Annotated in this window: 22 protein-coding genes; 12 read left to right on the top strand and 10 right to left on the bottom strand. The window is 70.8% G+C overall.

The features are described 5' to 3' along the window. Positions 1-136 precede the first annotated feature (136 nt). Positions 137-349 (top strand): hypothetical protein, encoded by a 213-nt coding sequence (locus ACLQ29_RS34980; RefSeq protein ID WP_425775636.1) that lies wholly within the window; start codon positions 137-139, stop codon positions 347-349. A gap of 4 nt (positions 350-353) precedes the next feature. Here ACLQ29_RS34980 and ACLQ29_RS34975 read toward each other — a convergent pair whose 3' ends face one another. Next, positions 354-716 (bottom strand): hypothetical protein, encoded by a 363-nt coding sequence (locus ACLQ29_RS34975; RefSeq protein ID WP_425775635.1) that lies wholly within the window; start codon positions 714-716, stop codon positions 354-356. A gap of 162 nt (positions 717-878) precedes the next feature. Between ACLQ29_RS34975 and ACLQ29_RS34970 the strand changes: the two genes are divergently transcribed. Together ACLQ29_RS34970 and ACLQ29_RS34965 are read left to right on the top strand one after the other, a co-directional pair. Next, positions 879-1,622: a neutral zinc metallopeptidase gene (locus ACLQ29_RS34970; RefSeq protein ID WP_425775634.1), complete on the top strand. Its 744-nt coding sequence runs from the start codon at positions 879-881 to the stop codon at positions 1,620-1,622. A gap of 120 nt (positions 1,623-1,742) precedes the next feature. Next, positions 1,743-2,393: an HAD family hydrolase gene (locus ACLQ29_RS34965; protein ID WP_425775637.1), complete on the top strand. Its 651-nt coding sequence runs from the start codon at positions 1,743-1,745 to the stop codon at positions 2,391-2,393. 49 nt (positions 2,394-2,442) lie between these two features. Here ACLQ29_RS34965 and ACLQ29_RS34960 read toward each other — a convergent pair whose 3' ends face one another. The 4 genes from ACLQ29_RS34960 to ACLQ29_RS34945 form a co-directional block, all read right to left on the bottom strand. Continuing rightward, positions 2,443-4,998, bottom strand: coding sequence for an ABC transporter permease (locus ACLQ29_RS34960; protein WP_425775633.1), 2,556 nt, complete (start codon positions 4,996-4,998; stop codon positions 2,443-2,445). Next, complete coding sequence (locus ACLQ29_RS34955) at positions 4,998-5,765, bottom strand: ABC transporter ATP-binding protein (protein WP_425775632.1); 768 nt, start codon at positions 5,763-5,765, stop codon at positions 4,998-5,000. The genes ACLQ29_RS34960 and ACLQ29_RS34955 overlap by 1 nt, the downstream gene beginning before the upstream one ends. Positions 5,766-6,100: 335 nt before the next feature. Next, a complete protein-coding gene (locus ACLQ29_RS34950) occupies positions 6,101-6,787 on the bottom strand; it encodes a response regulator (RefSeq protein ID WP_425775631.1) in 687 nt (228 codons plus the stop codon). A gap of 219 nt (positions 6,788-7,006) precedes the next feature. Beyond that, on the bottom strand, positions 7,007-7,921 hold the full coding sequence (locus ACLQ29_RS34945) for a RecB family exonuclease (protein WP_425775630.1): 915 nt from the start codon (positions 7,919-7,921) through the stop codon (positions 7,007-7,009). Between the two features lie 77 nt (positions 7,922-7,998). Here ACLQ29_RS34945 and ACLQ29_RS34940 point away from each other — a divergent pair, with 77 nt between their 5' ends. The 3 genes from ACLQ29_RS34940 to ACLQ29_RS34930 are packed head-to-tail and all read left to right on the top strand — an operon-like array spanning position 7,999 to position 10,767. Then, positions 7,999-9,153 carry a M50 family metallopeptidase gene (locus ACLQ29_RS34940; RefSeq protein ID WP_425775629.1) on the top strand — a complete coding sequence of 385 codons (1,155 nt, stop codon included), beginning with the start codon at positions 7,999-8,001 and terminating at the stop codon, positions 9,151-9,153. Further along, the gene (locus ACLQ29_RS34935; RefSeq protein ID WP_393373554.1) at positions 9,150-10,148 is read left to right on the top strand and encodes a tRNA (adenine-N1)-methyltransferase; all 999 of its coding nucleotides are present in this window, start codon (positions 9,150-9,152) and stop codon (positions 10,146-10,148) included. Before ACLQ29_RS34940 ends, ACLQ29_RS34935 begins: the two co-directional genes overlap by 4 nt. Positions 10,149-10,194: 46 nt before the next feature. Further along, complete coding sequence (locus tag ACLQ29_RS34930) at positions 10,195-10,767, top strand: hypothetical protein (RefSeq protein ID WP_355029057.1); 573 nt, start codon at positions 10,195-10,197, stop codon at positions 10,765-10,767. A gap of 54 nt (positions 10,768-10,821) precedes the next feature. Here ACLQ29_RS34930 and ACLQ29_RS34925 read toward each other — a convergent pair whose 3' ends face one another. Further along, positions 10,822-11,115: a ferredoxin gene (locus ACLQ29_RS34925; protein ID WP_425775628.1), complete on the bottom strand. Its 294-nt coding sequence runs from the start codon at positions 11,113-11,115 to the stop codon at positions 10,822-10,824. 178 nt (positions 11,116-11,293) lie between these two features. Here ACLQ29_RS34925 and arc point away from each other — a divergent pair, with 178 nt between their 5' ends. From arc to prcA, 6 genes are all read left to right on the top strand, one after another. Beyond that, a complete protein-coding gene (gene arc, locus ACLQ29_RS34920; protein WP_091408629.1) occupies positions 11,294-13,078 on the top strand; it encodes a proteasome ATPase in 1,785 nt (594 codons plus the stop codon). 329 nt (positions 13,079-13,407) lie between these two features. Beyond that, positions 13,408-14,925, top strand: a complete 1,518-nt coding sequence (gene dop, locus ACLQ29_RS34915; protein WP_425775627.1) for a depupylase/deamidase Dop — start codon at positions 13,408-13,410, stop codon at positions 14,923-14,925. Between the two features lie 270 nt (positions 14,926-15,195). Further along, the gene (locus ACLQ29_RS34910) at positions 15,196-15,411 is read left to right on the top strand and encodes a ubiquitin-like protein Pup (RefSeq protein WP_088948111.1); all 216 of its coding nucleotides are present in this window, start codon (positions 15,196-15,198) and stop codon (positions 15,409-15,411) included. A gap of 6 nt (positions 15,412-15,417) precedes the next feature. Beyond that, positions 15,418-16,089: an endonuclease VII domain-containing protein gene (locus ACLQ29_RS34905; protein ID WP_425775626.1), complete on the top strand. Its 672-nt coding sequence runs from the start codon at positions 15,418-15,420 to the stop codon at positions 16,087-16,089. Beyond that, entirely contained in the window at positions 16,008-16,847 is an 840-nt protein-coding gene (prcB, locus tag ACLQ29_RS34900; RefSeq protein WP_393373564.1) for a proteasome subunit beta, read from the top strand. Before ACLQ29_RS34905 ends, prcB begins: the two co-directional genes overlap by 82 nt. 61 nt (positions 16,848-16,908) lie before the next feature. After that, complete coding sequence (gene prcA / locus ACLQ29_RS34895) at positions 16,909-17,739, top strand: proteasome subunit alpha (RefSeq protein WP_425775625.1); 831 nt, start codon at positions 16,909-16,911, stop codon at positions 17,737-17,739. A gap of 130 nt (positions 17,740-17,869) precedes the next feature. Here prcA and ACLQ29_RS34890 read toward each other — a convergent pair whose 3' ends face one another. The 4 genes from ACLQ29_RS34890 to rfbD are packed head-to-tail and all read right to left on the bottom strand — an operon-like array spanning position 17,870 to position 21,126. Next, on the bottom strand, positions 17,870-19,180 hold the full coding sequence (locus ACLQ29_RS34890; protein ID WP_425775624.1) for a polysaccharide biosynthesis protein: 1,311 nt from the start codon (positions 19,178-19,180) through the stop codon (positions 17,870-17,872). Then, complete coding sequence (locus tag ACLQ29_RS34885) at positions 19,177-19,878, bottom strand: glycosyltransferase family 2 protein (RefSeq protein WP_393317807.1); 702 nt, start codon at positions 19,876-19,878, stop codon at positions 19,177-19,179. The genes ACLQ29_RS34890 and ACLQ29_RS34885 overlap by 4 nt, the downstream gene beginning before the upstream one ends. Then, positions 19,871-20,242 carry a DUF2304 domain-containing protein gene (locus ACLQ29_RS34880; protein ID WP_425756482.1) on the bottom strand — a complete coding sequence of 124 codons (372 nt, stop codon included), beginning with the start codon at positions 20,240-20,242 and terminating at the stop codon, positions 19,871-19,873. The genes ACLQ29_RS34885 and ACLQ29_RS34880 overlap by 8 nt, the downstream gene beginning before the upstream one ends. Then, entirely contained in the window at positions 20,239-21,126 is an 888-nt protein-coding gene (gene rfbD / locus ACLQ29_RS34875; RefSeq protein ID WP_425775623.1) for a dTDP-4-dehydrorhamnose reductase, read from the bottom strand. Before rfbD ends, ACLQ29_RS34880 begins: the two co-directional genes overlap by 4 nt. Between the last annotated feature and the right edge of the window lie 77 nt (positions 21,127-21,203).

Raw genomic sequence — 21,203 nt, 5'->3', positions numbered from 1 at the left:
TGGGCCACCCCAACCCAACGCCTCGCGGAACTCATCGCGCCCTAACGATTGCACTCAACCCTTGACCCCAAGCCGACAACGAGGGCAATAACTCCATGATCAACGGGGGTGGTGGGGTGGGGGTAGGTTGGCGGTTATGACGGTGGTCTGGGTCGTGGTTGGAGGGTTCGCGGCAGTGGCTGTTGTCGCGTTCGGGGCGGTGGTTCGGCGGGGGCGACGGACGGGCGAGGTCGGAAGCGACGCACGCTTAGCCGGTCAGGACGCCCACGGCCGGCAGCAGCGCTACGAGGCCGAGCGACACGGCGACCAGGGCGACACCTGGCAGCGCGGCCGCGAGGCCGGCGGCTGACGGTTCACTGACCGTAGGAACGGCGGAGCCGGTCATTGATCAGGTAGTTGAGCCGGTGCCGCAGGTACCCGAGAGTGCTGTCACTGGGCACCTTCCCGTCGGTGGTGAGCGTCCACCCCAGCGCGCACTCCGGGCCGGGTGGGTGGGCGGCCAGGTCGGAACGGATCCGGTCCAGCGGCCGGTGCGGCCACAGCGACGACCAGATCAGCAGTACGGGCGCGTGGCCGGCCAGCACCCGGGGCGGCGCCTCGTCGTCACGGAGCTCAAGCCAGGGCCGGCTACCCACCTCGTACGGGTCGCGCAACGAACGCCACACGACGGGTGGCGGGGCCGGCTGAGGGCGAAGGCGGCTGCCCAGCTCGTGCATCACAGCCCTCCTCGCCGGACGGCCACACCTGCCCCACTCTCATTCTGGTCGTACGGCACCGTGAACCATCCGCAGCCGGCGCACGTGAATCCGGTGCGTGGGCGTGGCGGTCGTATCGTCGGGGTACTGCGCAGCGCGAGCACGGATGTCTGGGGAGGCACAGTGGGCACACGGTCCGGACGCGACGCCCAGGGCCCGCTGGCGGCCCTGCTGATCGCCGCCCTGCTGTCGCTCGCCTGCGCCGGCGGAGGGCTGGCCGAGCCGGAGGGTGAGCGCCCCGCGCCGAAGGGGTCGTCGGCGGCTCCGGCGCCGAGCACCACCCGGGCCGACAGCACCACGAGCGTGGCCGAGTTCAAGCAGGACGTCGCCGACGCGCAACAGATCGCGGAGCGGTACTGGGCGGCCCAGTTCAAGGAGTCCGGGCAGCGGTTCCAACCGATCCGACGGATCACCCCGTATCAGCGGGCGGGCGAGGTGACCTGCGGGGGCGAGCCACTGCCCCGCAACAACGCCGTCTACTGCTCGCAGGGCGACTTCATCGCGTACGACGTCGCCTGGTCGGTGGCCGCGTTCCGCCAGGTCGGCGACGCGTTCGTGTTCTACCTGCTCGGGCACGAGTACGCCCACGGCGTCCAGGTGCGGCTCGGCATCAACTACAGCTTCACCATCCAGCAGGAGTTGCAGGCCGACTGCATGGCCGGCGCGTACCTCGGCGACTCGGTGCGCGCCAAGACCCTGACCCTGGCCGAAGGCGACCTCGACGAGTTCCGCGAGGGATTGGCGGCCGTCGGCGACGACCCGGACCAGCCGTGGTTCGCGGAGGGCTCGCACGGCACCGCCGAGCAGCGGACCGACTCGTTCTTCCGGGGCTACGAGCGCTCCCTGGCGGCCTGCGACCTGGGCTGAGCGGGTTGCCCGGATCACGTCGGCGCCGATCGCGGCCACCTGCGGCGTTGCGGCCTGGCAGGATCGCCGGTGTCGACCACGACCCTGGAGGATCCACTGAGCAGCCACCACCCCGCCGCCGTGCTCTTCGACATGGACGGCACGCTTGTCGACAGCGAGAAGCTGTGGGACGTCGCGTTGGAGGACCTCGCCCGAAAGTACGGCGGGGAGTTGTCCGAGGACGCCCGCCGGTCGATCATCGGCACCGCCATGGCCGAGTCGATGCGCATCCTGCACGACGACCTGGGGCAGCCCGAACGGGATCCGGAGATCAGCGCGGCGTGGATCAACGCCCGGATCCTGGAATTGTTCCGCGGCGGCCTGCCCTGGCAGCCCGGCGCGTTCGAGCTGCTGCGTGCCGTCCGCGCGGCGCAGATCCCCACCGCGCTCGTCACCTCCAGCCCTCGGGCGGTCGTCGAGGTCGCCCTGGACACCCTGGGCCGGGACAACTTCGACACGGTGGTCGCCGGCGACGAGGTGGTGGCGGCCAAACCGCACCCGGAGCCCTATCTGACCGCCGCCCGGCTGCTGGGTGTGCCGATCGAGCGGTGCGTGGCGATCGAGGACTCGCCGACCGGGGTGGCCAGCGCGCTCGCCTCCGGCGCGGCGGTGCTGGCCGTACCGGCGGAGGTGGCGCTCGCGCGCACTGCCGGCGTACACCAGGTGCAGAGCCTGACCGGCGTGGACCTGGAGCTGCTCGCGGCGCTGCTGGCCGACCGGGCCGCGGCGTAGCGAGAAAGGGGGCCCCGGCGTCCGCCGAGGCCCCCTTTTCCGTTCCTGCTCAGTCGTGAGCGATCGCGCCCAGGACGTTGATCCGGGCCGCCCGGACGGCCGGCAGCACCGCGGCCACCACGCCGATGATGGCGGCGAGACCGAGGAAGACACCCATCTGCCCCCAGGGCAGGATCAGGTCGGTGATGCCCTCGTCCTTGAGCGCCTCGACCACCGCGGCGCCGAGGCCGGTGCCGACCGCCACGCCCAGCAGCGCGCCGAACACGGAGATCACCACCGCCTCCACGGTGATCATGCCCATCGTCTGGCCCCGGCGCAGGCCGATGGCCCGCAGCAGACCCAACTCCCGGGTCCGCTCCAGCACCGACAGCGCCAGGGTGTTGATGATGCCTAGCACGGCGATCACGATGGCCAGGGCCAGCAGGATCTGGATCATCGTGAGCAGCCCGTCGAGCTGACCGGTCTGCTGCTTGATGAACGCGTCCCGGTCGGCCACCGACACCTCGGGGCTGTCCGCCAGCAGCGTCTCCACCTGGGGCTGCACGTCGGCGACCCGGGTGCCGGGGGCGAGCTGGATGAAGCCCTGGATGGGCTGCGGGATGGTGAAGTCCTTCGCGGCCTGCAGCGGCAGCGTCACCGGGTTGGTCAGCTGGGACGACTCGTAGATGCCGCTGACGGTGTACGTCCGCACCTCACCCCGGGTGAGCTGCACCTTGACCGTCGAGCCCACCGACCAGCCACGCGAGGTGGCCGTGTCCGAGCTGGCCAGCATCTGGGTCGGCCCGAGCCGGTCGATGTCACCGGCGGTGGCCTTCGCCCCGAAGATCTGCCGCAGCGACGTGATGTCACTGCTCGCCGCGACCCAGGTGCTCTCGCCGTCGAGCTTCGCCATGTCGCCGTACTCGCCGTCGACCAGTTGCACGCCGGGCAGGGTCTTCGCCTTGTCCAGCACACCGGGGTCGAAGCTCGGCGGACGCGGACCGCCCTGCTGACCGGAGATCACCAGCTCGGCCTTGATGGTGTCCTGGGCGAGCGCGCTGATGCTGCCCTTGGCCGAGTCGAGGATCACCGTGACGCCGGTGACCAGCGCGATGCCGACCATCAGCGCAGCGGCGGTGATCGCCGTGCGGCGCGGGTTGCGCCCGGAGTTGAGCCGGCCCAGCTTGCCCGGCACCGACCAGGAGAAGATCGCGCCGAGCAGGTTCACCACCGGCCGGCTGATCAGTGGGGTCAGCAGCGCCACACCGATGAAGGCGAACAGCACCCCACCCAGGATGGTGGGCAGCGTGCTGCCTCGGGCGTTGCCGCTGAGCCCGAGGAACAGCAGCACCGCGCCGATGCCGGTGACCACCGAACCAGCCACGGTGATCTTGGTCAACGGGCGGTCCGGGGTGGCCACGTCCTGCATGGCCGCGATCGGCGGGATCCGCGCCGCCCGCAGTGCCGGCAGCAGGGCCGCCACCACGGTGATGACCAGGCCGACCGCGAACGAGCCGATCACCGCGGCCGCCGGCACGCCGATCCCGGCCAGGGTCAGGCCACCGGCCAGCTTGCCGAACAGGAACGCCAGCAGCGCCCCCACGCCGATGCCGGCGGCGAGGCCGAGCACCGAGGCGATCAGCCCCACCGCGATGGCCTCCAACACCACCGAGCCGATGATCTGCCGCCCGCTGGCCCCGATGGCGCGCATCAACGCCAACTCCCGGGTGCGCTGCGCGACGATGATCGAGAAGGTGTTGAGGATCAGGAACGTGCCGACAAGCAACGCCACCGCGGCGAAGCCGAGCAGGATCTTGTTGAAGAAGGACAGGCCCTCCTTCAGGCTGGCCGACGCGTCCGCGGCGACCTGCTTGCCGGTCTTCACCTCGAAGTCCGGACCCAGGGTGCGGGCCACGTCGTCACGAAGCCTCTCGTCGGAGACCCCGCCGGCGGCGCTCACGGTGATGCTGCTGAACGTGTCCGGCTCGCCGAGCATCAGCCGCTGCGCCACCGGCGTGGTGAAGAAGACCTCGTTCACCCCGCCGATCGAGTCCCGGTCACCGCTGTAACCCATGATGCCGACCAGGGTGAAGTCGCGCTTCTTCGACTCGAACGCGGTGAGCACGCCGACCTTCTGGCCGACCTGCACCTTCGCCGCCGTGGCCAGCGACTTGTTGACCACGATCTCGTCCTCGGCCTGCGGGGCGCGCCCCTCGCGCAACCGCATCAGCTCGCTCTCGCCGATCCAGTTCTCGCCCAACTGGGGCGGGCCGAACGACGTGATCACCTTGCCGTTGCTGCCGATCACGCGGGCGCCGTCGGCGTTGACGATGCCGGTCGCCGAGGCCACCCCCGGCACCTGCTTGACCCGTTCCACCACGGCGACGGGCAGCGGGGCGTTTGTCTGCTCGCCCTCCATCTCGCTGAGCTCCACCTTCGGTTTCGCCGCGACGTTCACGTCGATCTCGGAGAAGCCGTCGGCGAAGACGGAGTCGAACGAACGGCCCAGCGTGTCGGTCAACACGAAGGCGCCGGAGACGAACATCACCCCGAGCACCACCGCCAGACCGGACAGGATCAGCCGGACCTTGCGGGCCAGCAGACTCTTCAGTGTCGCCCGGAACATCAGTTGCCCACCTCGGCCGGAGTGTCCAGTTTCTTCATGGTGTCCAGCACCGTGTCGGCGGTCGGCTCGATCAACTCCGAGACGATCTGCCCGTCGGCGAGGAACACCACCCGGTCGGCGTACGCGGCGGCGGTCGGGTCGTGGGTGACCATCACGATCGTCTGGCCGTGCTCACGAACCGAGCTCCGCAGGAAGTTGAGCACCTCCGCGCCGGAGCGCGAGTCCAGGTTGCCGGTCGGCTCGTCCGCGAAGATCACCTCGGGGCGGGAGACCAGGGCACGCGCGCACGCCACCCGCTGCTGCTGCCCACCGGAGAGCTGCGCCGGCCGGTGGTCCAGCCGGTCCTTCAGACCGACCGTGGTGATCACCGTGTCGTACCAGGCCGGATCCGGCTTGCGACCGGCGATCGACAACGGCAGCAGGATGTTCTCCTTGGCGGTCAGCGTGGGCAGCAGGTTGAACTGCTGGAAGATGAAGCCCACCTTGTCGCGGCGCAGCTTCGTCAGCCCCGCGTCGCCCAGCCCGGTGACCGTCGTCTCACCGATCGCCACCGTCCCCCGGGTCACCGAGTCCAGGCCGGCCAGGCAGTGCATCAGCGTCGACTTGCCCGAACCCGACGGCCCCATGATCGCGGTGAACCGGCCACGTTCGAACTCGGCGCTGACCCCCCGTAGCGCGATGACCTGAGCCTCGCCGCTGCCGTACACCTTCCACACGTCGTTCGCCCGGGCCGCGGCCTGCGCCTGCTGGCCTACCGTCGCGGTCACGTCATCTACCTCTTCCGTCTGTCTTCCCACGCCGCCCCCCGATGGTCCGGCGTGACTGTTTCATCATCGGCGCTGCTCACGCCCGTTCCGTCCGCCCCTGGGGGGACCCGGCGCGGATTTCCCGCTGCGGGTGGCCCCCGATGTCGGATCAGGGTTGCCCCTGACCCGACGGCCGGTCGACAGACGACCGGCGACAGCGACACTGCCCCCTGACGCCACAGGAGGGTCAACAGCGTTGGGCCGTCTCCAGTCACGGTAGGTGACCACGACAACCACGCCGTCCCCCCGCGGAGGGATTTCCGGGTACGCCGGGTGGGGTAGTCGCCGGACGCCGGCTACGCCCTGGGGCGGATCAGACCCGACTCGTACGCCAGCACCACGGCCTGCACCCGGTCGCGTAGTCGCAGCTTCGTCAGCAGGCGCCCGACGTGGGTCTTCACAGTGGTCTCGCTCACCGACAGCACGGCCGCGATCTCGGCGTTGGACAACCCCCGGGCCACCTGCACCAGCACCTCGCGTTCCCGGTCGGTGAGCGTGTCGAGCACCGGCGCGGGCGTCGCCGCCGGATCGGGCAGCAGGCCGGCGAAGCGGTCCAGCAGCCGCCGCAGGATCCGCGGCGCGACCACCGCGTCCCCGCCGGCCACCGTGCGGATCGCCGCGATCAACTCCTCGGCGGGCACGTCCTTGGCCAGGAATCCGCTGGCGCCCGCGCGCAGCGCCCCCACCACGTACTCGTCCAGGTCGAACGTGGTGAGCACCAGCACCCGCACCGGCAGCCGGGAGTCGACGATGGCCCGGGTCGCCGCCACCCCGTCCATCCGGGGCATCCGGATGTCCATCAGCACGACGTCGGGCAGCAGCCGCCGGGACAGCTCCACCGCCTCCACGCCGTCGCCGGCCTCGGCCACCACGTCCAGGTCGCCCTCGGCCCCCAGCACCATCCGGAAGCCGGTGCGCAGCAGCGGTTGGTCGTCGGCGAGCAGGATCCGCACCGGCCGCGCCGAGGCCACCCGATCCGTCATCTCGTCTCCCGTTCCGCCGACGTGGTGCCCGCACCGCTCATCCTCGCGTACGGCGGACGGTGCGTCGCGGACCACGGTAGAGGCCACCCCGCCGCGGTGTCCCGACCGCCGCGGCGCCGCTTCGGTCGGGTCCGCCCAGCGGGGCCACGGAGCCCGCGAACGGGGGTCAGCGACCGGCCGGACACACCGCGGCGGGCGCGAGCGGCCCGCCGCGGGTCGTCACTCGTCGGCGCCGGGCACCACCGGCGCGGACCGGGCGTCGCGCAGCGGATCGGCGGTCGCCGCCGCCACCGGGAACGGCGGCGGGGTGCCGCCGAAGCTCGGGCACAGCGCCTGGTGACTGCACCAGTCACACAGCCGGCTCGGCCGGGGCCGGAAATCCTGCCGAACGGTGGCCTGCTCGATCGCCCGCCACAGCGCCACCACCGTGCGCTCGAAGCGGACCAGCTCATCGGCGTCCGGCGTGTAGTCCAACACCTCGGCGTCGCGCAGGTAGAGCAGCCGCAACACCCGGGGCACCACCCCCCGGGTGCGCCACAACACCAGGGCGTAGAACTTCAACTGGAACAGCGCCCGCGCCTCGAACGCCTCCCGTGGCGCGCCCCCGGTCTTGTAGTCGACCACCCGCAGCGCGCCGTCCGGGGCGACGTCGAGCCGGTCGAGGTAGCCCCGGATCAACAACTCGTCGTCGACCACCGCCGAGATCAGGCTCTCCCGCTCGGCCGGCTCCAGCCGGGTCGGGTCCTCCACCGCGAAGTAGCCCTCCAACAGCCCCGCGGCCGAGCGCAGGAACTCCACCGGACCGGCCGGCTCCGCGCCGTCGAAGATCCCGGCCAACTCCGGCTGCTCGGTCACCAGCCGGTCCCACTGGGGGGCCACCAGGTCGCCGGCCGCCGCCGGCGTGCGGCCCGGCGCGGGCAGGTCGAACAGGCGCTCCAGCACCGCGTGCACGAGCGTGCCCCGGGCCTGCTCAATCGTGGTGCGCTCGGGCAGCCGGTCGATGCTGCGGAACCGGTAGAGCAGCGGGCAGGTCTTGAAATCCGCCGCCCGCGACGGCGACAGCGAGGCCCGCACCGTCGGCGGCGCCTGCGCCGGGGAGGAGGACTGGGAGGTGGTGACCGGTTCCGCCGTCATGTCGGCAAAGGTTAGGGCACCGGTGTGACACCGACCGCCGCCCGCCCCGTACGGCGACGGTCCGTAGCATCGTGGCGATGGAGCAGACATCCCGGCCGCCGCGCCGACCCGACCGGCGTCTCGGCCTGAACGTCGGCCGGGTGTTCGGGGTGCCGCTGCACCTCAACGGCTCCATGGTCCTGTTCGCGGTGCTCATCGCCGTCCTGTACGCCGAATTCGCCCGCCGACAGCTCAACCTGCCGCAGCTCAGCGGCTACCTGATCGGCTTCGGGTTCGTGGTGTCGTTGCTCGGCTCGGTGCTGCTGCACGAGCTGGGCCACGCCCTCACCGCCCGCCGGTACGGCATCGGTGTGCGCGGAATCACCCTGGAACTGCTCGGCGGCTACACCGAGATGGACCGCGACGCCCCGTCCCCCCGCGTCGACCTACTGGTCTCGCTGGCCGGCCCGGCGGTCTCCGCGGTGCTCGGCGTCCTCGCGGTCGCCGCCACCCTCGCCCTGCCCGAGCGGACGGTGGCACACCAACTCGCCTTCCAACTCGCGGTCAGCAACGTCATCGTCGCGCTGTTCAACAGTCTGCCCGGGTTGCCGCTCGACGGCGGCCGGGCGCTGCGCGCCGCCGTGTGGGGGCTGACCCACGACCGGCACCTCGGCACCGAGGTCGCCGGCTGGGCCGGCCGGATCGTCGCGGTCGGCACCGCCGCCCTGGTCGGGCTCCTCACCGTGGCCGACTACCTGTCGCCGCTGGCGTTGCCGCTGATGCTGCTGGTCGCCGTCACCCTCTGGCGGGGCGCCGGGCAGGCGATCCGGGCCGCCCGGGTCAGCCGTCGGTTCCCGCTGATCGACCTCTCTGAGCTGGCCCGCCCGGTCTGGCCGGTGGCCACCGGAACACCCCTGGCCGAGGCCCAGCGTCGACGCGCCGAAGGCGGGCAGCCCGCCTCGGCCCTGCTGGTCACCGACTCCACCGGACGGCCGGTGGCGCTCGTCGACCCGGCCGCCGCCGACGCGGTGCCCGTCGACCGCCGACCATGGCTGGCCGTGGACGCCGTCGCCCGAGCACTGGGCACACTTCCCGCGCTGGCCGTCGGGTGGGACGGCGAGCGGGTGATGGAGGCCGTACAGACCCACCCGGGCGCGCAGTACGTGGTGACGTCAGGCGAAGATGTCGTCGGCATTCTGCACATCGCGGACCTTGCACAGCTCCTCGAACCCAACCGGAAGATGACACCGTGACCGCAACTCCCTCCACCGTCGGAGCCGACCCCACCACCCCGGCGCTGACACCCGTGCACCGTGGGCCGTTCCGGCCCGGCGACCGGGTTCAGCTGACCGACCCCAAGGGGCGGATGCACACCGTGACGCTGGAGCCCGGCAAGGAGTTCCACACCCACCGCGGCATCCTGGCGCACGACACGCTGATCGGGCTCCCCGACGGCAGCGTGGTGACCACCGCCGGTGGCGGCACCGCGTTCCTCGCGCTGCGGCCCCTCCTGTCGGACTACGTGCTGTCCATGCCCCGCGGCGCGCAGGTGATCTACCCGAAGGACTCGGCGCAGATCGTCGCGATGGGTGACATCTTCCCCGGCGCGAAGGTCCTCGAGGCCGGCGCCGGCTCCGGCGCGCTGAGCTGCTCCCTGCTGCGGGCCGTCGGCACCGAGGGTGAGCTGCACTCGTTCGAGCTGCGCGACGACTTCGCCCAGATCGCCAAGCGCAACGTCGAGGCGTTCTTCAACGGTCCGCACCCGTCGTGGCACCTGCACGTCGGTGACGTCGCGCAGTGCCAGGAGACCGGCTTCGACCGGATCATCCTGGACATGCTGACCCCCTGGGAAACCCTCGACATGGTCGAGCGGGCGCTGGTCCCCGGCGGAGTGTTCATCGGCTACGTCGCCACCACGCCGCAGCTGTCCGAGCTGGTGGAGGCGCTCCGCGAGCGCGGCGGCTGGACCGAGCCGCGCGCCTGGGAGTCCCTGGTGCGCGACTGGCACGCCGAGGGCCTCGCCGTCCGGCCGGACCACCGGATGATCGCGCACACCGCGTTCCTGGTGTCCGCGCGCAAGCTGGCCCCCGGGGTCACCGCGCCGCCGCGTCGCCGCAAGCCCAGCAAGGGCACCGAGGCGTACGCGCAGCGCCGCCAGGACCTGCGCGCGGCGGAGGCGGCCCGCCAGGCCGCCGCCCTGGCCGCGGACGCGCAGTCCGACGGTACGGGGGAGATGGACAGGCCGTGACCATCGAGCTGGCCGGCGGCATCGCCGAGCAGGGGGAGGCGCTGGTATGAGCCGACCGGGCTACGGCGGCGGTGACCTCCCCGCGGTCTTTCCCGACTGGTCGCCCTACCAGGATCTGGAATCGGCGGCGCGGGCCTATCTGCGCGACCCGGACGTCGCCCTGGAGGCGCTCGGCGGCGTGCTGCGCGGCGCGTCGGTGCTCGGCTTCACCCTGGAACGCTTCGTCAACGAGGTCAACGGCGTGTGGCAGGAGGTCGTCGTCTGCGACGGCAGCCGGCTGATCCTCTGGCACGGCGAGGACGTGCCGCCGGAGGAGGGCCCACCGGGCTCGATGACCTCGTCGTTGCGGGTCGTGCCGGTCTCCACCGTCACCGAGGTCGGCTGCCGGCGTCGGCTCAACCGCGCCGACAGCGGCGAGATCAGGGTCGACAGCATCGACGTCTACCTGCTGCTCACCTCACTGGACGAGGCGCCACCGAGCGAGGAGATGGTGGGCACCCCACGGCACGACGCGCTGCGCTTCGGCAAGACCCTCGACGACGGCGGGGCCGGGCAGATCGCCCGGTTGGAGGAATTCGCGCGACTGGTCGCCTCGGTGGTCGGCCGTCCGATGCTCTGAGGCGTGACCCATCCGGATCCGGCCGGGCCACGTGGCCCGGCCGGCGCGGGTGGCTCAGTCTTCCTCGGCGTCCGGACCGGCGATCTCGACGCCGTCGCCGCGCACCACGTGGATGCAGTCGCCCGGGCACTCCTTCGCGGAGTCGATCACCTCGAGCCGCAGGTGCTCGGGCACGTCGACGCGGCTGCCCGGCGCCGCCAGCAGCTCACCGTCGGCGCCCTTGACGTACGCCAGACCGTCGATGTCGAACTCGAAAACCTCCGGTGCGTACTGCACGCAGAGCCCATCACCCGTGCACAGATCCTGGTCCACCCAGACCTGTAGCTGATCGGTCGCGACCTCGGTCACCGGCGCACCCCCCATGTTCTCCCGTCCTACACTCCGACGGTACCCGAACGCCGGTAACCGCCCGTCAGGCCACCCTTGGCGATCAAGGTTCGGTGACGAGGGTGTTGCGTGGGACCGAATCGGCCTCATAGCGGCTAGTGTTAGGGCAGAACGTTCAAGCCCCCCGGGGAGGTGGGACGTGGCAGCACGCAGCGACGACGCGGACTCGCGCGCCGCACGGTGGGAGAAGGAAGCCCACGATCTCTCCACGCAGGTCGCGTTCCTTCAGGAGGAACTCGCTCTGGTGCGGCGTAAGTTGACCGAAAGCCCCCGACACGTCCGGCAGCTCGAAGAGCGGCTGGCGGCCACCCAGGCACAGTTGGCGCGGCTGACCGAGAACAACGACCGGCTGGTGAGCACCCTCAAGGAGGCTCGCACGCAGATCGTGACGCTCAAGGAGGAGATCGACCGGCTCGCGCAACCGCCGAGTGGCTATGGCGTCTTCCTGGCAAAGCACGAGGACGGCTCGGTGGACGTCTTCACCGGCGGTCGCAAGCTACGGGTCGCGGTCTCACCCTCGCTGGACGTGGGTGACCTGCGCCGTGGCCAGGAGGTCCTGCTCAACGACGCGCTCAACATCGTCGACGCGTTCGGCTATGAGCGGGTCGGCGAGGTCGTGATGCTCAAGGAGATCCTGGAGGGACCCAACGGCGGGCCGGGTGACCGGGCGCTGGTGGTCTCGCACTCCGACGAGGAGCGCATCGTGCACCTCGCCGAAACCCTCATCGGCTCCGCGATCCGGGCCGGCGACTCGCTCATGATCGAGCCCCGCTCGGCGTACGCGTACGAGCGGATCCCGAAGAGTGAGGTCGAGGAGCTGGTCCTGGAGGAGGTGCCCGACGTCGACTACGGCGACATCGGTGGCCTCCAGTCGCAGATCGAACAGATCCGCGACGCGGTGGAGTTGCCCTTCCTGCACGCGGACCTGTTCCGTGAGCACCAGCTCCGCCCGCCCAAGGGCATCCTGCTCTACGGCCCGCCCGGCTGTGGCAAGACGCTCATCGCCAAGGCGGTGGCCAACTCGCTGGCCAAGAAGATCGCCGAACGGCAGGGCAAGGAGAAGCACACAAGCTTCTTCCTCAACATCAAGGGCCCCGAGCTGCTCAACAAGTACGTCGGTGAGACCGAGCGGCACATCCGGCTGATCTTCCAGCGGGCACGGGAGAAGGCCGGCGAGGGCACGCCGGTGATCGTGTTCTTCGACGAGATGGACTCGATCTTCCGGACCCGTGGCTCCGGTGTCTCCTCCGATGTGGAGAACACCATCGTCCCGCAGCTGCTCAGCGAGATCGACGGCGTGGAGGGGCTGGAGAACGTCATCGTCATCGGCGCCTCCAACCGGGAAGACATGATCGACCCGGCGATCCTGCGCCCCGGTCGTCTCGACGTGAAAATCAAGATCGAGCGACCGGACGCCGAAGCGGCAAAGGACATCTTCTCCAAGTACATCCTCTCCGGGCTGCCCCTGCACCCGGACGACCTGGCCGAGCACGGGGCCGACCCCCAGGCCACCGTCGCGGCCATGATCGACGCCGTGGTGCTGCGGATGTACTCGGAGACCGAGGAAAACCGCTTCCTCGAGGTCACCTACGCCAACGGGGACAAGGAAGTCCTCTACTTCAAGGACTTCAACTCCGGCGCGATGATCCAGAACATCGTCGACCGGAGCAAGAAGATGGCCATCAAGGAGTTCCTCACCTCCGGCCGTAAGGGGCTGCGCCTGCAGCACCTGCTCGACGCCTGCGTCGACGAGTTCCGCGAGAACGAGGACCTCCCCAACACCACAAACCCCGACGACTGGGCGCGCATCTCCGGCAAGAAGGGCGAGCGGATCGTCTACATCCGCACGCTCGTCTCCGGCGGCAAGGGCGCCGAGGCCGGCCGGTCCATCGAGACCGCCAGCAACACCGGCCAGTACCTCTGACCGTCAGCGGCGGCACCGGACTTCATCCGGTGCCGCCGCTGCGTGCGTCCCACCAGCGCGTCCAGGCCTGCGATCCCTGCCGCGCCACCCCCGCGGCCCACCGTGGCTCGTCGTGGCCGACCCGGGCTGTCAGCAGGCCATCGACGCACATCCACGGGATCAACGCCCGCCGTACGCCGGCCGCGCGTGCTGCCACCCGGACCCGCCACGGCACGGTAGCCGCGCCGCGCCGACCGGCAGGGCCGCGCGGTAGGCCACCGCGCAGACTAGTCTCGATGGTGTGAGCGGCGGGTACGCCGGCTCCAGGGGCGAGCGAAGCGAGTGGTCGCATGACGGTACGTCGGATCATGGGCACCGAAGTCGAGTACGGCATCTCCGTGCCCGGACAGGCCGGAGCCAACCCGATGGTCACCTCATCACAGGTGGTCAACGCCTACGGGGCACGCCCCGAGCTCAACCGGGGTGGTCGAGCCCGCTGGGATTACGAGGAAGAGTCGCCGCTGCGCGACGCCCGCGGTTTCACCTACTCCGGGGCAGCCTACGACCCCGCCGAGGCCCTCGCGGACGAGGACCTCGGCCTCGCCAACGTGATACTCACCAACGGCGCGCGTCTCTACGTCGACCACGCCCACCCCGAATACTCCACCCCGGAGGTCACCACCCCCCGCGACATCGTGCGCTGGGACAAGGCCGGTGAGCGGGTGATGGCCGAGGCGTCCCGCCGGGCCGCCACCATCCCGGGCAGCCAGCCGATCCGCCTCTACAAGAACAACACCGACAACAAGGGCGCCAGCTACGGCGCCCACGAAAACTACCTGATGCGCCGGCAGACCCCGTTCGCCGACATCGTGGCGTACCTGACGCCGTTCTTCGTCACCCGCCAGATCGTCTGCGGCGCGGGCCGGGTCGGCATCGGCCAGGACGGCGGTCAGAGCGGCTTCCAGATCTCCCAGCGCGCCGACTTCTTCGAGGTCGAGGTGGGCCTGGAGACCACCCTCAAGCGGCCCATCATCAACACCCGCGACGAGCCGCACGCCGACGCCGACAAATACCGCCGCCTCCACGTCATCATCGGCGACGCCAACCTCTCCGAGATCTCCACCTACCTCAAGGTCGGCACCACCGCGCTGATCCTCAACATGATCGAGGAGAAGGCGCTCGGCGCCGACCTCGGCATCGCCGACCCGGTCAGCGAGTTGCGGGCGGTCAGCCACGATCCGGGCCTGGCACACCTCATGCGACTGCGCGACGGTCGCCGGCTCACCGCACTGGACCTGCAATGGGCGTACCTGGAACGGGCCCGGTCCTTTGTCGACGACCGCTACGGCACCGACGCCGACGAGCAGACCGTCGACGTGCTCGACCGCTGGGAGAGCGTGCTGGACCGGCTCGGTCGGGACCCGATGCTCTGCGCCGACGAGCTGGACTGGGTGGCCAAGCTGCGGCTGCTCGAGGGTTACCGGGAGCGGGAGAAGCTCGGCTGGGGCTCGCACAAGCTGCAACTTGTCGACCTGCAGTATTCCGACGTCCGACCGGAGAAGGGCCTCTACCACCGCCTGGTCACCCGAAAGGCGATGAAGACGCTGCTCACCGACGACGAGACGCGCACCGCGATGACCGAGCCGCCGGAGGACACCCGGGCCTACTTCCGGGGCCGCTGCCTGGCCCAGTACGCGTCCGAGGTCGTCGCCGCGAGCTGGGACTCGGTGATCTTCGACGTGGGCCGGGAGTCGCTCGTCCGGGTGCCGATGATGGAGCCGGAGCGGGGCACGCGGGCGCACGTCGGAGCGTTGTTCGACCGCTGCGCCAGCGCGAAGGATCTGCTGGAGACGTTGACCGGCGGCTGAACGCACGTCCTAGGGCGTGTGTCAAAGTCCTCGGTCGAGCCGAGGCGGAGTCCAGGCGGCGGTCCGGCAAGGCGGAGATTGGTCCGGATACCGGTGTTGTATCCGGACCAATCTCCAACGCGGCCGGTCGTCGTCTGGGCCCGCCGCAGGCCGGCCAGGGGCTTTGACACACGCCCTAATGCCCGCCGTGTGCCGCAAGCCGGCGCGCGGCGGGCTTTTCGTCGCCCGCGCGAGGTAAGTTCATCGCAGACGATCGTGGAGGAGGCAGCAATGGCCACTCATGACAGCGGCGGCCAGTCGCAGTCCGGCAAGTCCCGTCAGGGCGAGGAAATCGAGGACGTCACCACCGAGGCCAACCCCGAGGTGGCCGAGCGGCACGCCGAGATCACCGAGGACGTCGACGACCTCCTCGACGAGATCGACTCCGTCCTCGAAGAAAACGCAGAGGAGTTCGTGAGGGGCTACGTACAAAAAGGAGGTGAATAGAGGCATATGTTCGTTTTGCCGGGCTTCCCGGACAAGGCGTACCCGCAGTGCAAGAGGGTGCTGCCCAGCACGGACTTCCACCGAGACCGTCGCCGGGTAGACGGTCTCGCCTTCTACTGCAAAGCCTGTGCCGCTCTCCGGTCCGCGGCGAGCCGGCGTAAGCGGGGCGTCGCCCCGCAGCGACGATCGCCCACACCGGTCGGCGAGGGTCTCAAGTGGTGTCCGGACTGCGAGGAGATCAAGCCGCTGGAGGACTTCCCCGCCGCCACGACCAGGGCCAGCGGCCGGCACAGCTACTGCAAACCCTGCCATAATGCCCGTGGCAAGGAGACCGCTCAGCGGCTGTACGGGGGTAACCGCGAGTATCACCTGCGGCAGCGGTACGGCGTCGGGGAGAAGGAGTTTCAGGAGCTCCTGGCCGAGCAGGGCGGGGTCTGCGCGATCTGCGGCGGCGCGGACCCGCAACATCTGGACCACGATCATCGCACCGGATGGGTGCGCGGGATACTCTGCTTCAACTGCAACGGTGGTCTTGGCCAGTTCCGTGACAGTCCCATGAGGCTGGCCAGGGCAATCACGTATCTGAGAGGAACCACGTGGCAGCGGGCTTTGATCCATCCGGGCGTCTACCAGATGTGTTCACCAACGCGGGGACGTCCTCCTTCACGACGTTCCTGAGTCGGGTGGCCCCCGAGATGCTGCCCGGCCGGCGGCCGTTGCCGCCGGGCATGGCAGCGGACCTGGCGCCGCACGCGACCACCATCGTGGCCATCTCGGCCGCCGGTGGCGTCGTGATGGCCGGCGACCGGCGGGCCACCATGGGCAACCTGATCGCCCAGCGTGACATCGAGAAGGTGCACCCGGCCGACGCGTACTCCCTGGTGGGTATCGCCGGCACGGCGGGCATCGGGATCGAGCTGATGCGACTGTTCCAGGTGGAGCTGGAGCACTACGAGAAGATCGAGGGCGCGATGCTCTCGCTCGACGGCAAGGCCAACCGGTTGGCGTCGATGATCCGCGGCAACCTGGGCGCGGCCATGCAGGGCCTGGCCGTGGTGCCGCTGTTCGCCGGCTTCGACCTGGCCGCCGCCGATCCGGCGCGGGCCGGTCGGATCTTCAGCTTCGACGTGACCGGCGGTCCGTACGAGGAGACCGGCTACGACGCGATCGGCTCCGGTTCGCTGTTCGCGAAGTCGGCGCTGAAGAAGCGGTTCCGCGCCGGAGTGTCGATCGACGACGCCACCCGCCTCGCGGTCGAGGCGCTCTACGACGCCGCCGACGACGACACCGCGACCGGCGGACCGGATCTGACCCGTCGGATCTATCCGGTGGTGATGACCGCTACCGCCGAGGGCACCCGCCGGTTGACCGACGCCGAGACGGCGGCGATCGCCGAGGGCGTGGTCGCCGGTCGGATGGAGAACCCGGGCGGTTGAGCCCCGTCCACCCCCACCAGTCAGCAGTCGTCAGCACCGCGCCGTAAGGAGAACCGCCGCCGTGGCCATGCAGTTCTACGCCTCGCCCGAACAGATCATGCGCGACCGCTCCGAGTTGGCCCGCAAGGGCATCGCTCGGGGGCGCAGCGCGGTGGTCCTCAGCTATTCCGGCGGGGTGCTCTTCGTCGCGGAGAACCTCTCCAGCGCCCTGCACAAGGTCAGCGAGATCTACGACCGGATCGGGTTCGCCGCGGTCGGTCGGTACAACGAGTTCGAGAATCTGCGTCGGGCCGGTGTGCGGATGGCCGACCTGAACGGGCTCAGCTACGACCGGCGTGATGTCACCGGGCGGGGCCTGGCCAACGCGTTCGCGCAGACGCTCGGTGCGATCTTCACCGAGCAGTCGAAGCCGTTCGAGGTGGAGATCTGCGTGGCGGAGGTCGGGGCGACCGCGGACGATGACGAGTTGTACCGGTTGACGTACGACGGCTCGGTCAACGACGAGCCGGGGCGGATGGCCATGGGTGGCCAGGCCGAGGCGATCACCGGTGTGTTGAAGTCCCAGCACCGTGCGGACATGTCCCTCGGCGAGGCGGCCCGGGTGGCGGTGCAGGCGTTGAGCACGGTTGGTGGTGAGGGCGGCGCGGCCCGGACGATCGCCGCCAACCAGTTGGAGGTGGCGGTGTTGGACCGTCACCGGGTGGGGCGTACGTTCCGCCGGATCACCGGTGCGGCGCTGACCGCGTTGCTGGACGGCGATGTGTCCGCCGCCGAGCAGCCGGCGGAGGCGGGTGGCCCGGACACTCCGGCGCAGCCGACCACGGAGTCGCACAAGCCGACGACGTCGGCGGCGTCCGCGGACCTGGAGGACAAGCCGGCGGACGGCAAGTAACACCTGTCGGATTGGGTGGGCGGCCGGCTGTCAGGGCCGCCCACCGCAGCACGTCCAGCGCCTGCGGTGGCCGGGCCACCCCCGAGCGCCGCGGGTCGGACTGACCACGGTGCGCGGGGTGCGACCCGGATCAGACCCCGCCGGTCACTCCCGGTGCGGCGGCCTCGAAGGCAGGGGCGTGGGTGGGCGCTGCCGGGCGAGTGGCGCGGGTGCGCAGCAGCACGGCCATGACGGCGGCGACCACGACGGAGCCGATGGCGTAGCCGAGCTCGACTCGCAGCGCGGTGGAGACCGGGGCGAGTGTCGCGACGACGAGGGCGGCCACGCCGATGGCCCAGGCGAGTGCCTGTGCCCGGTGCCGGTTGAGGGCGAGCAGCGCCTGGCCGAGCACCATCGCCCACAGGTAGGCGAGGGTGGCGACGGCGAGCCACGCGAAGTCGGCGTGGCCGAGGACGCCCGGGGCGTCGAACAGGGTCTGCACCAGCCGTGGGCCGAGGAGCACGGCGAGGACGGCGCCGGTGAGGCCGAGCGCGCTGACGACCCCCAGGGCGCGGCGCAGCAGGCTGTGGAAGCCGGTGAGGTCGCCGGTGCTGGCCGACGTGGAGAGGCCGGGCAGCAGCGATGCCTGCAGCGAGGCGAAGACGAACAGCGGGATCCGCACCAGCACCAGCGCGGAGAGCAGTGCCCCGGCGGTCGCCACGTCGGACGGGTCCAACACCTTCACGTTGATCACGCCGATGTTGACCACGACCTGGGCGAGCAGGCTGGAGGCGGTGAGGAGGCCGAGGCCCCTCAGCAGGGTCGCCCAGGCGACGGGGGCGCCGCCGCCGATGGCCCGCAGGACCGGTGGCGCGGTGAGGATGGCGCCGGCGACGGGCGCGATGACCAGCACCGCGCCGTACCAGACCGGGTTGCTGACGCCGTTGAGGCCGAGCACGGCGACGATGGCGATCCGCAGGCCGCCGTCGATGCCGAGTTGGGCGCCGTACCAGGGGAACAATTGCAGGCCGGAGAGGATGCCGCGGGTGGTGTGCGCGACGGCGAGCCCGGCCAGCGCGCCGATCAGGACGGTGACCATGGCGCCGTCGCCGGCGAAGAGCCGGTCGGCGAGTGTCTCCCGGAAGCCGATGATCAGGGCGACGGCGGCGGCGAGCAGGCCGGCGGCCAGGGCCGCCCCCCGGGCCAGTACCGGCCCGGGGGGAATGCCCTGGCTGTGCCGGGCGGCGACGAGTCGGGCGATCTCCTGCTCGACTGGCATGAACAGGCCGATGCCGAGGGTGAAGACGATCGACCAGAGTACGGAGAGGGAGTTGTAGTCCGCCCCGCTGAGGCTGTGCCCGGCGACCGCCAGGTGGACGTAGGAGGCGAGCCCGAGCAGGGCAAGCCCGGCGCCGACAGCGACGGTGCCCGGTGGGACCAGACTCAGGAGCCGGCGGATCACCGGCGAATGAGCGCCAACGTGAGGACGGCGAACGCGCGGCCGAGGTAGATCATGGCCTTGGCGGGGGAGTGGCTGGGGGTGCCCGCCATCCGCTTGCGCATGGCGACCGGCACCTGACGGATGGTGTAGCCGCGTCGGGCCGTGTGCACGAGGGTCTCCACGGTGTCGCCCAGGTATTCGACCGGGTACCAGGTGGCGAACATGTCGATCACTCGACGGTTGGCGGCCCGGAACCCGGAGGTGGTGTCGGTGAGCTTGGTGCGTGCGACGCGGGACAGCACGCCGGAGAGCATGACCATGGCCCAGCGGCGGGGGCCGCGGACGTTGTAGTCGCCCTCGCCGGCGAACCGGGCACCGATCACCAGGTCGGTCTCGTCGAGCAGGTCGACGAGCTTCGGCACGTACCGGGGGTCGTGCTGGCCGTCCGCGTCGATCTGGATGGCGACGTCGTAGTCGTGGTCGCGCGCGTAGCGGTAGCCCACCCGCATGGCGCCGCCGACGCCGAGGTTGTAGGGCAGTTTCGCGACGAGGGCGCCGGCGGCGGCGGCGACCGCCGCGGTGCGGTCGGTGGAGCCGTCGTCGATGACGATCACGTCGACGCCGGGCAGCTCACCGCGGACCTCGCCGACCACGTCGGCGATCGAGCCGGACTCGTTGAGCGCCGGGATGATGATCAGGACCCGCTTGCCGTTAACCATCGGTGCGCACCAGTTCGTCTCGGGCCGCCCGGTCCGCCTCGATCTCGGTGCGGAGCAGGGCGAAGTCTTCTGCCAACGTGCGGGTCTCTTCTTCCAGGGCGCTGACCTCCCAACTGAGGTGCACGCACACCAGCAGCAGGAAGATGATGCCGAGGAAGAGCACCAGGCTCACGCCGGAGGCGACGCCGAGCAGTTCGGCGACATTGTCCAGCAGGCGGGGGAAGAGCGACAGGGGGATGACGATCACCAGGACGCCGAGCCAGAGCATGCCGTACTTCTCGCGGAGTTGCCGGCGGCGCAGCAGCTCCACGATCGTGGCCAGCAGTATCAGGCCGGTCAAGCCGGTGACGAGGGTGAGCTTCATGCGACCTTCCACGGAGCGGGCGGAGCGGGGGAGGCGAACGCGTCGGCCAGGGTGGTGTGCCAGTCCGGCATCGACGGCAGGCCCGCGGCCGCCCAGCGGCTGTGCGCCAGCACACTGTACGCCGGGCGGGGAGCAGGAAGAGGATACCGGTCGCTGGTGGTGGGTCGGATCCGGTCCGGGTCGAGACCGGCCAGGGCGAACGTGGCGCGGGCGAGCCCGTACTTGGTCGTCTGTCCGGTGCAGGTGCTGTGGTAGATGCCGGGGGCGGCCCGGCCCTCCAGGGCGGCGTCGGCGAGTGCGACGAGCCGCTCGGCGAGCGGGTAGGACCAGGTGGGCTGGCCGTGCTGGTCGTCGACCACGGTGATCTGTTCCCGCTGGGCGGCGAGCCGGAGCATGGTGGCCACGAAGTTCGGCCCGTGCGCGCCGTACAGCCAGGCGGTGCGGACCACGTACCCGTGGTCGGGCAGCAGGTGGGCGACGGCCTGCTCGCCGACCAGCTTGCCTCGGCCGTACGCGTTGATCGGTGCGGTGGGGGCGTCCTCCGGGTAGGGGGTGTTCGCGTCGCCGGAGAAGACGTAGTCGGTGGAGACCTGGATCAGCCGCGCGCCGCTGGCGGCGCACGCCGACGCGAGATTCGCGACGCCGTTGCCGTTGATGGCGGTGGCCGCCGCCTCGTTGGTCTCGGCGCCGTCGACATTTGTCCACGCCGCCGTGTTGATCACGATGTCGTGCTCGGCGACGACCTCGCGGATGGCGGCGGGATCGGTGATGTCCAGGTCGGCCCGGCTGGCGGCGGTCACCTTGAGGTCGGGCCGGGTGTGCAGCACGGTGACCAGGTCCCGGCCGAGCATCCCGCCGGCGCCGGTGACGAGTAGCCGGGTCATGCGGTGGGTGTGGTCTTGAGGGGTTCCCACCAGGTGCGGTTGTCGCGGTACCAGGTGACGGTGTCGGCGAGGCCCTG

Source organism: Micromonospora sp. DT228 (assembly GCF_049841595.1).
Taxonomy (GTDB): Bacteria; Actinomycetota; Actinomycetes; order Mycobacteriales; family Micromonosporaceae; genus Micromonospora.
This window is presented reverse-complemented; position numbering and strand designations above follow the sequence as displayed.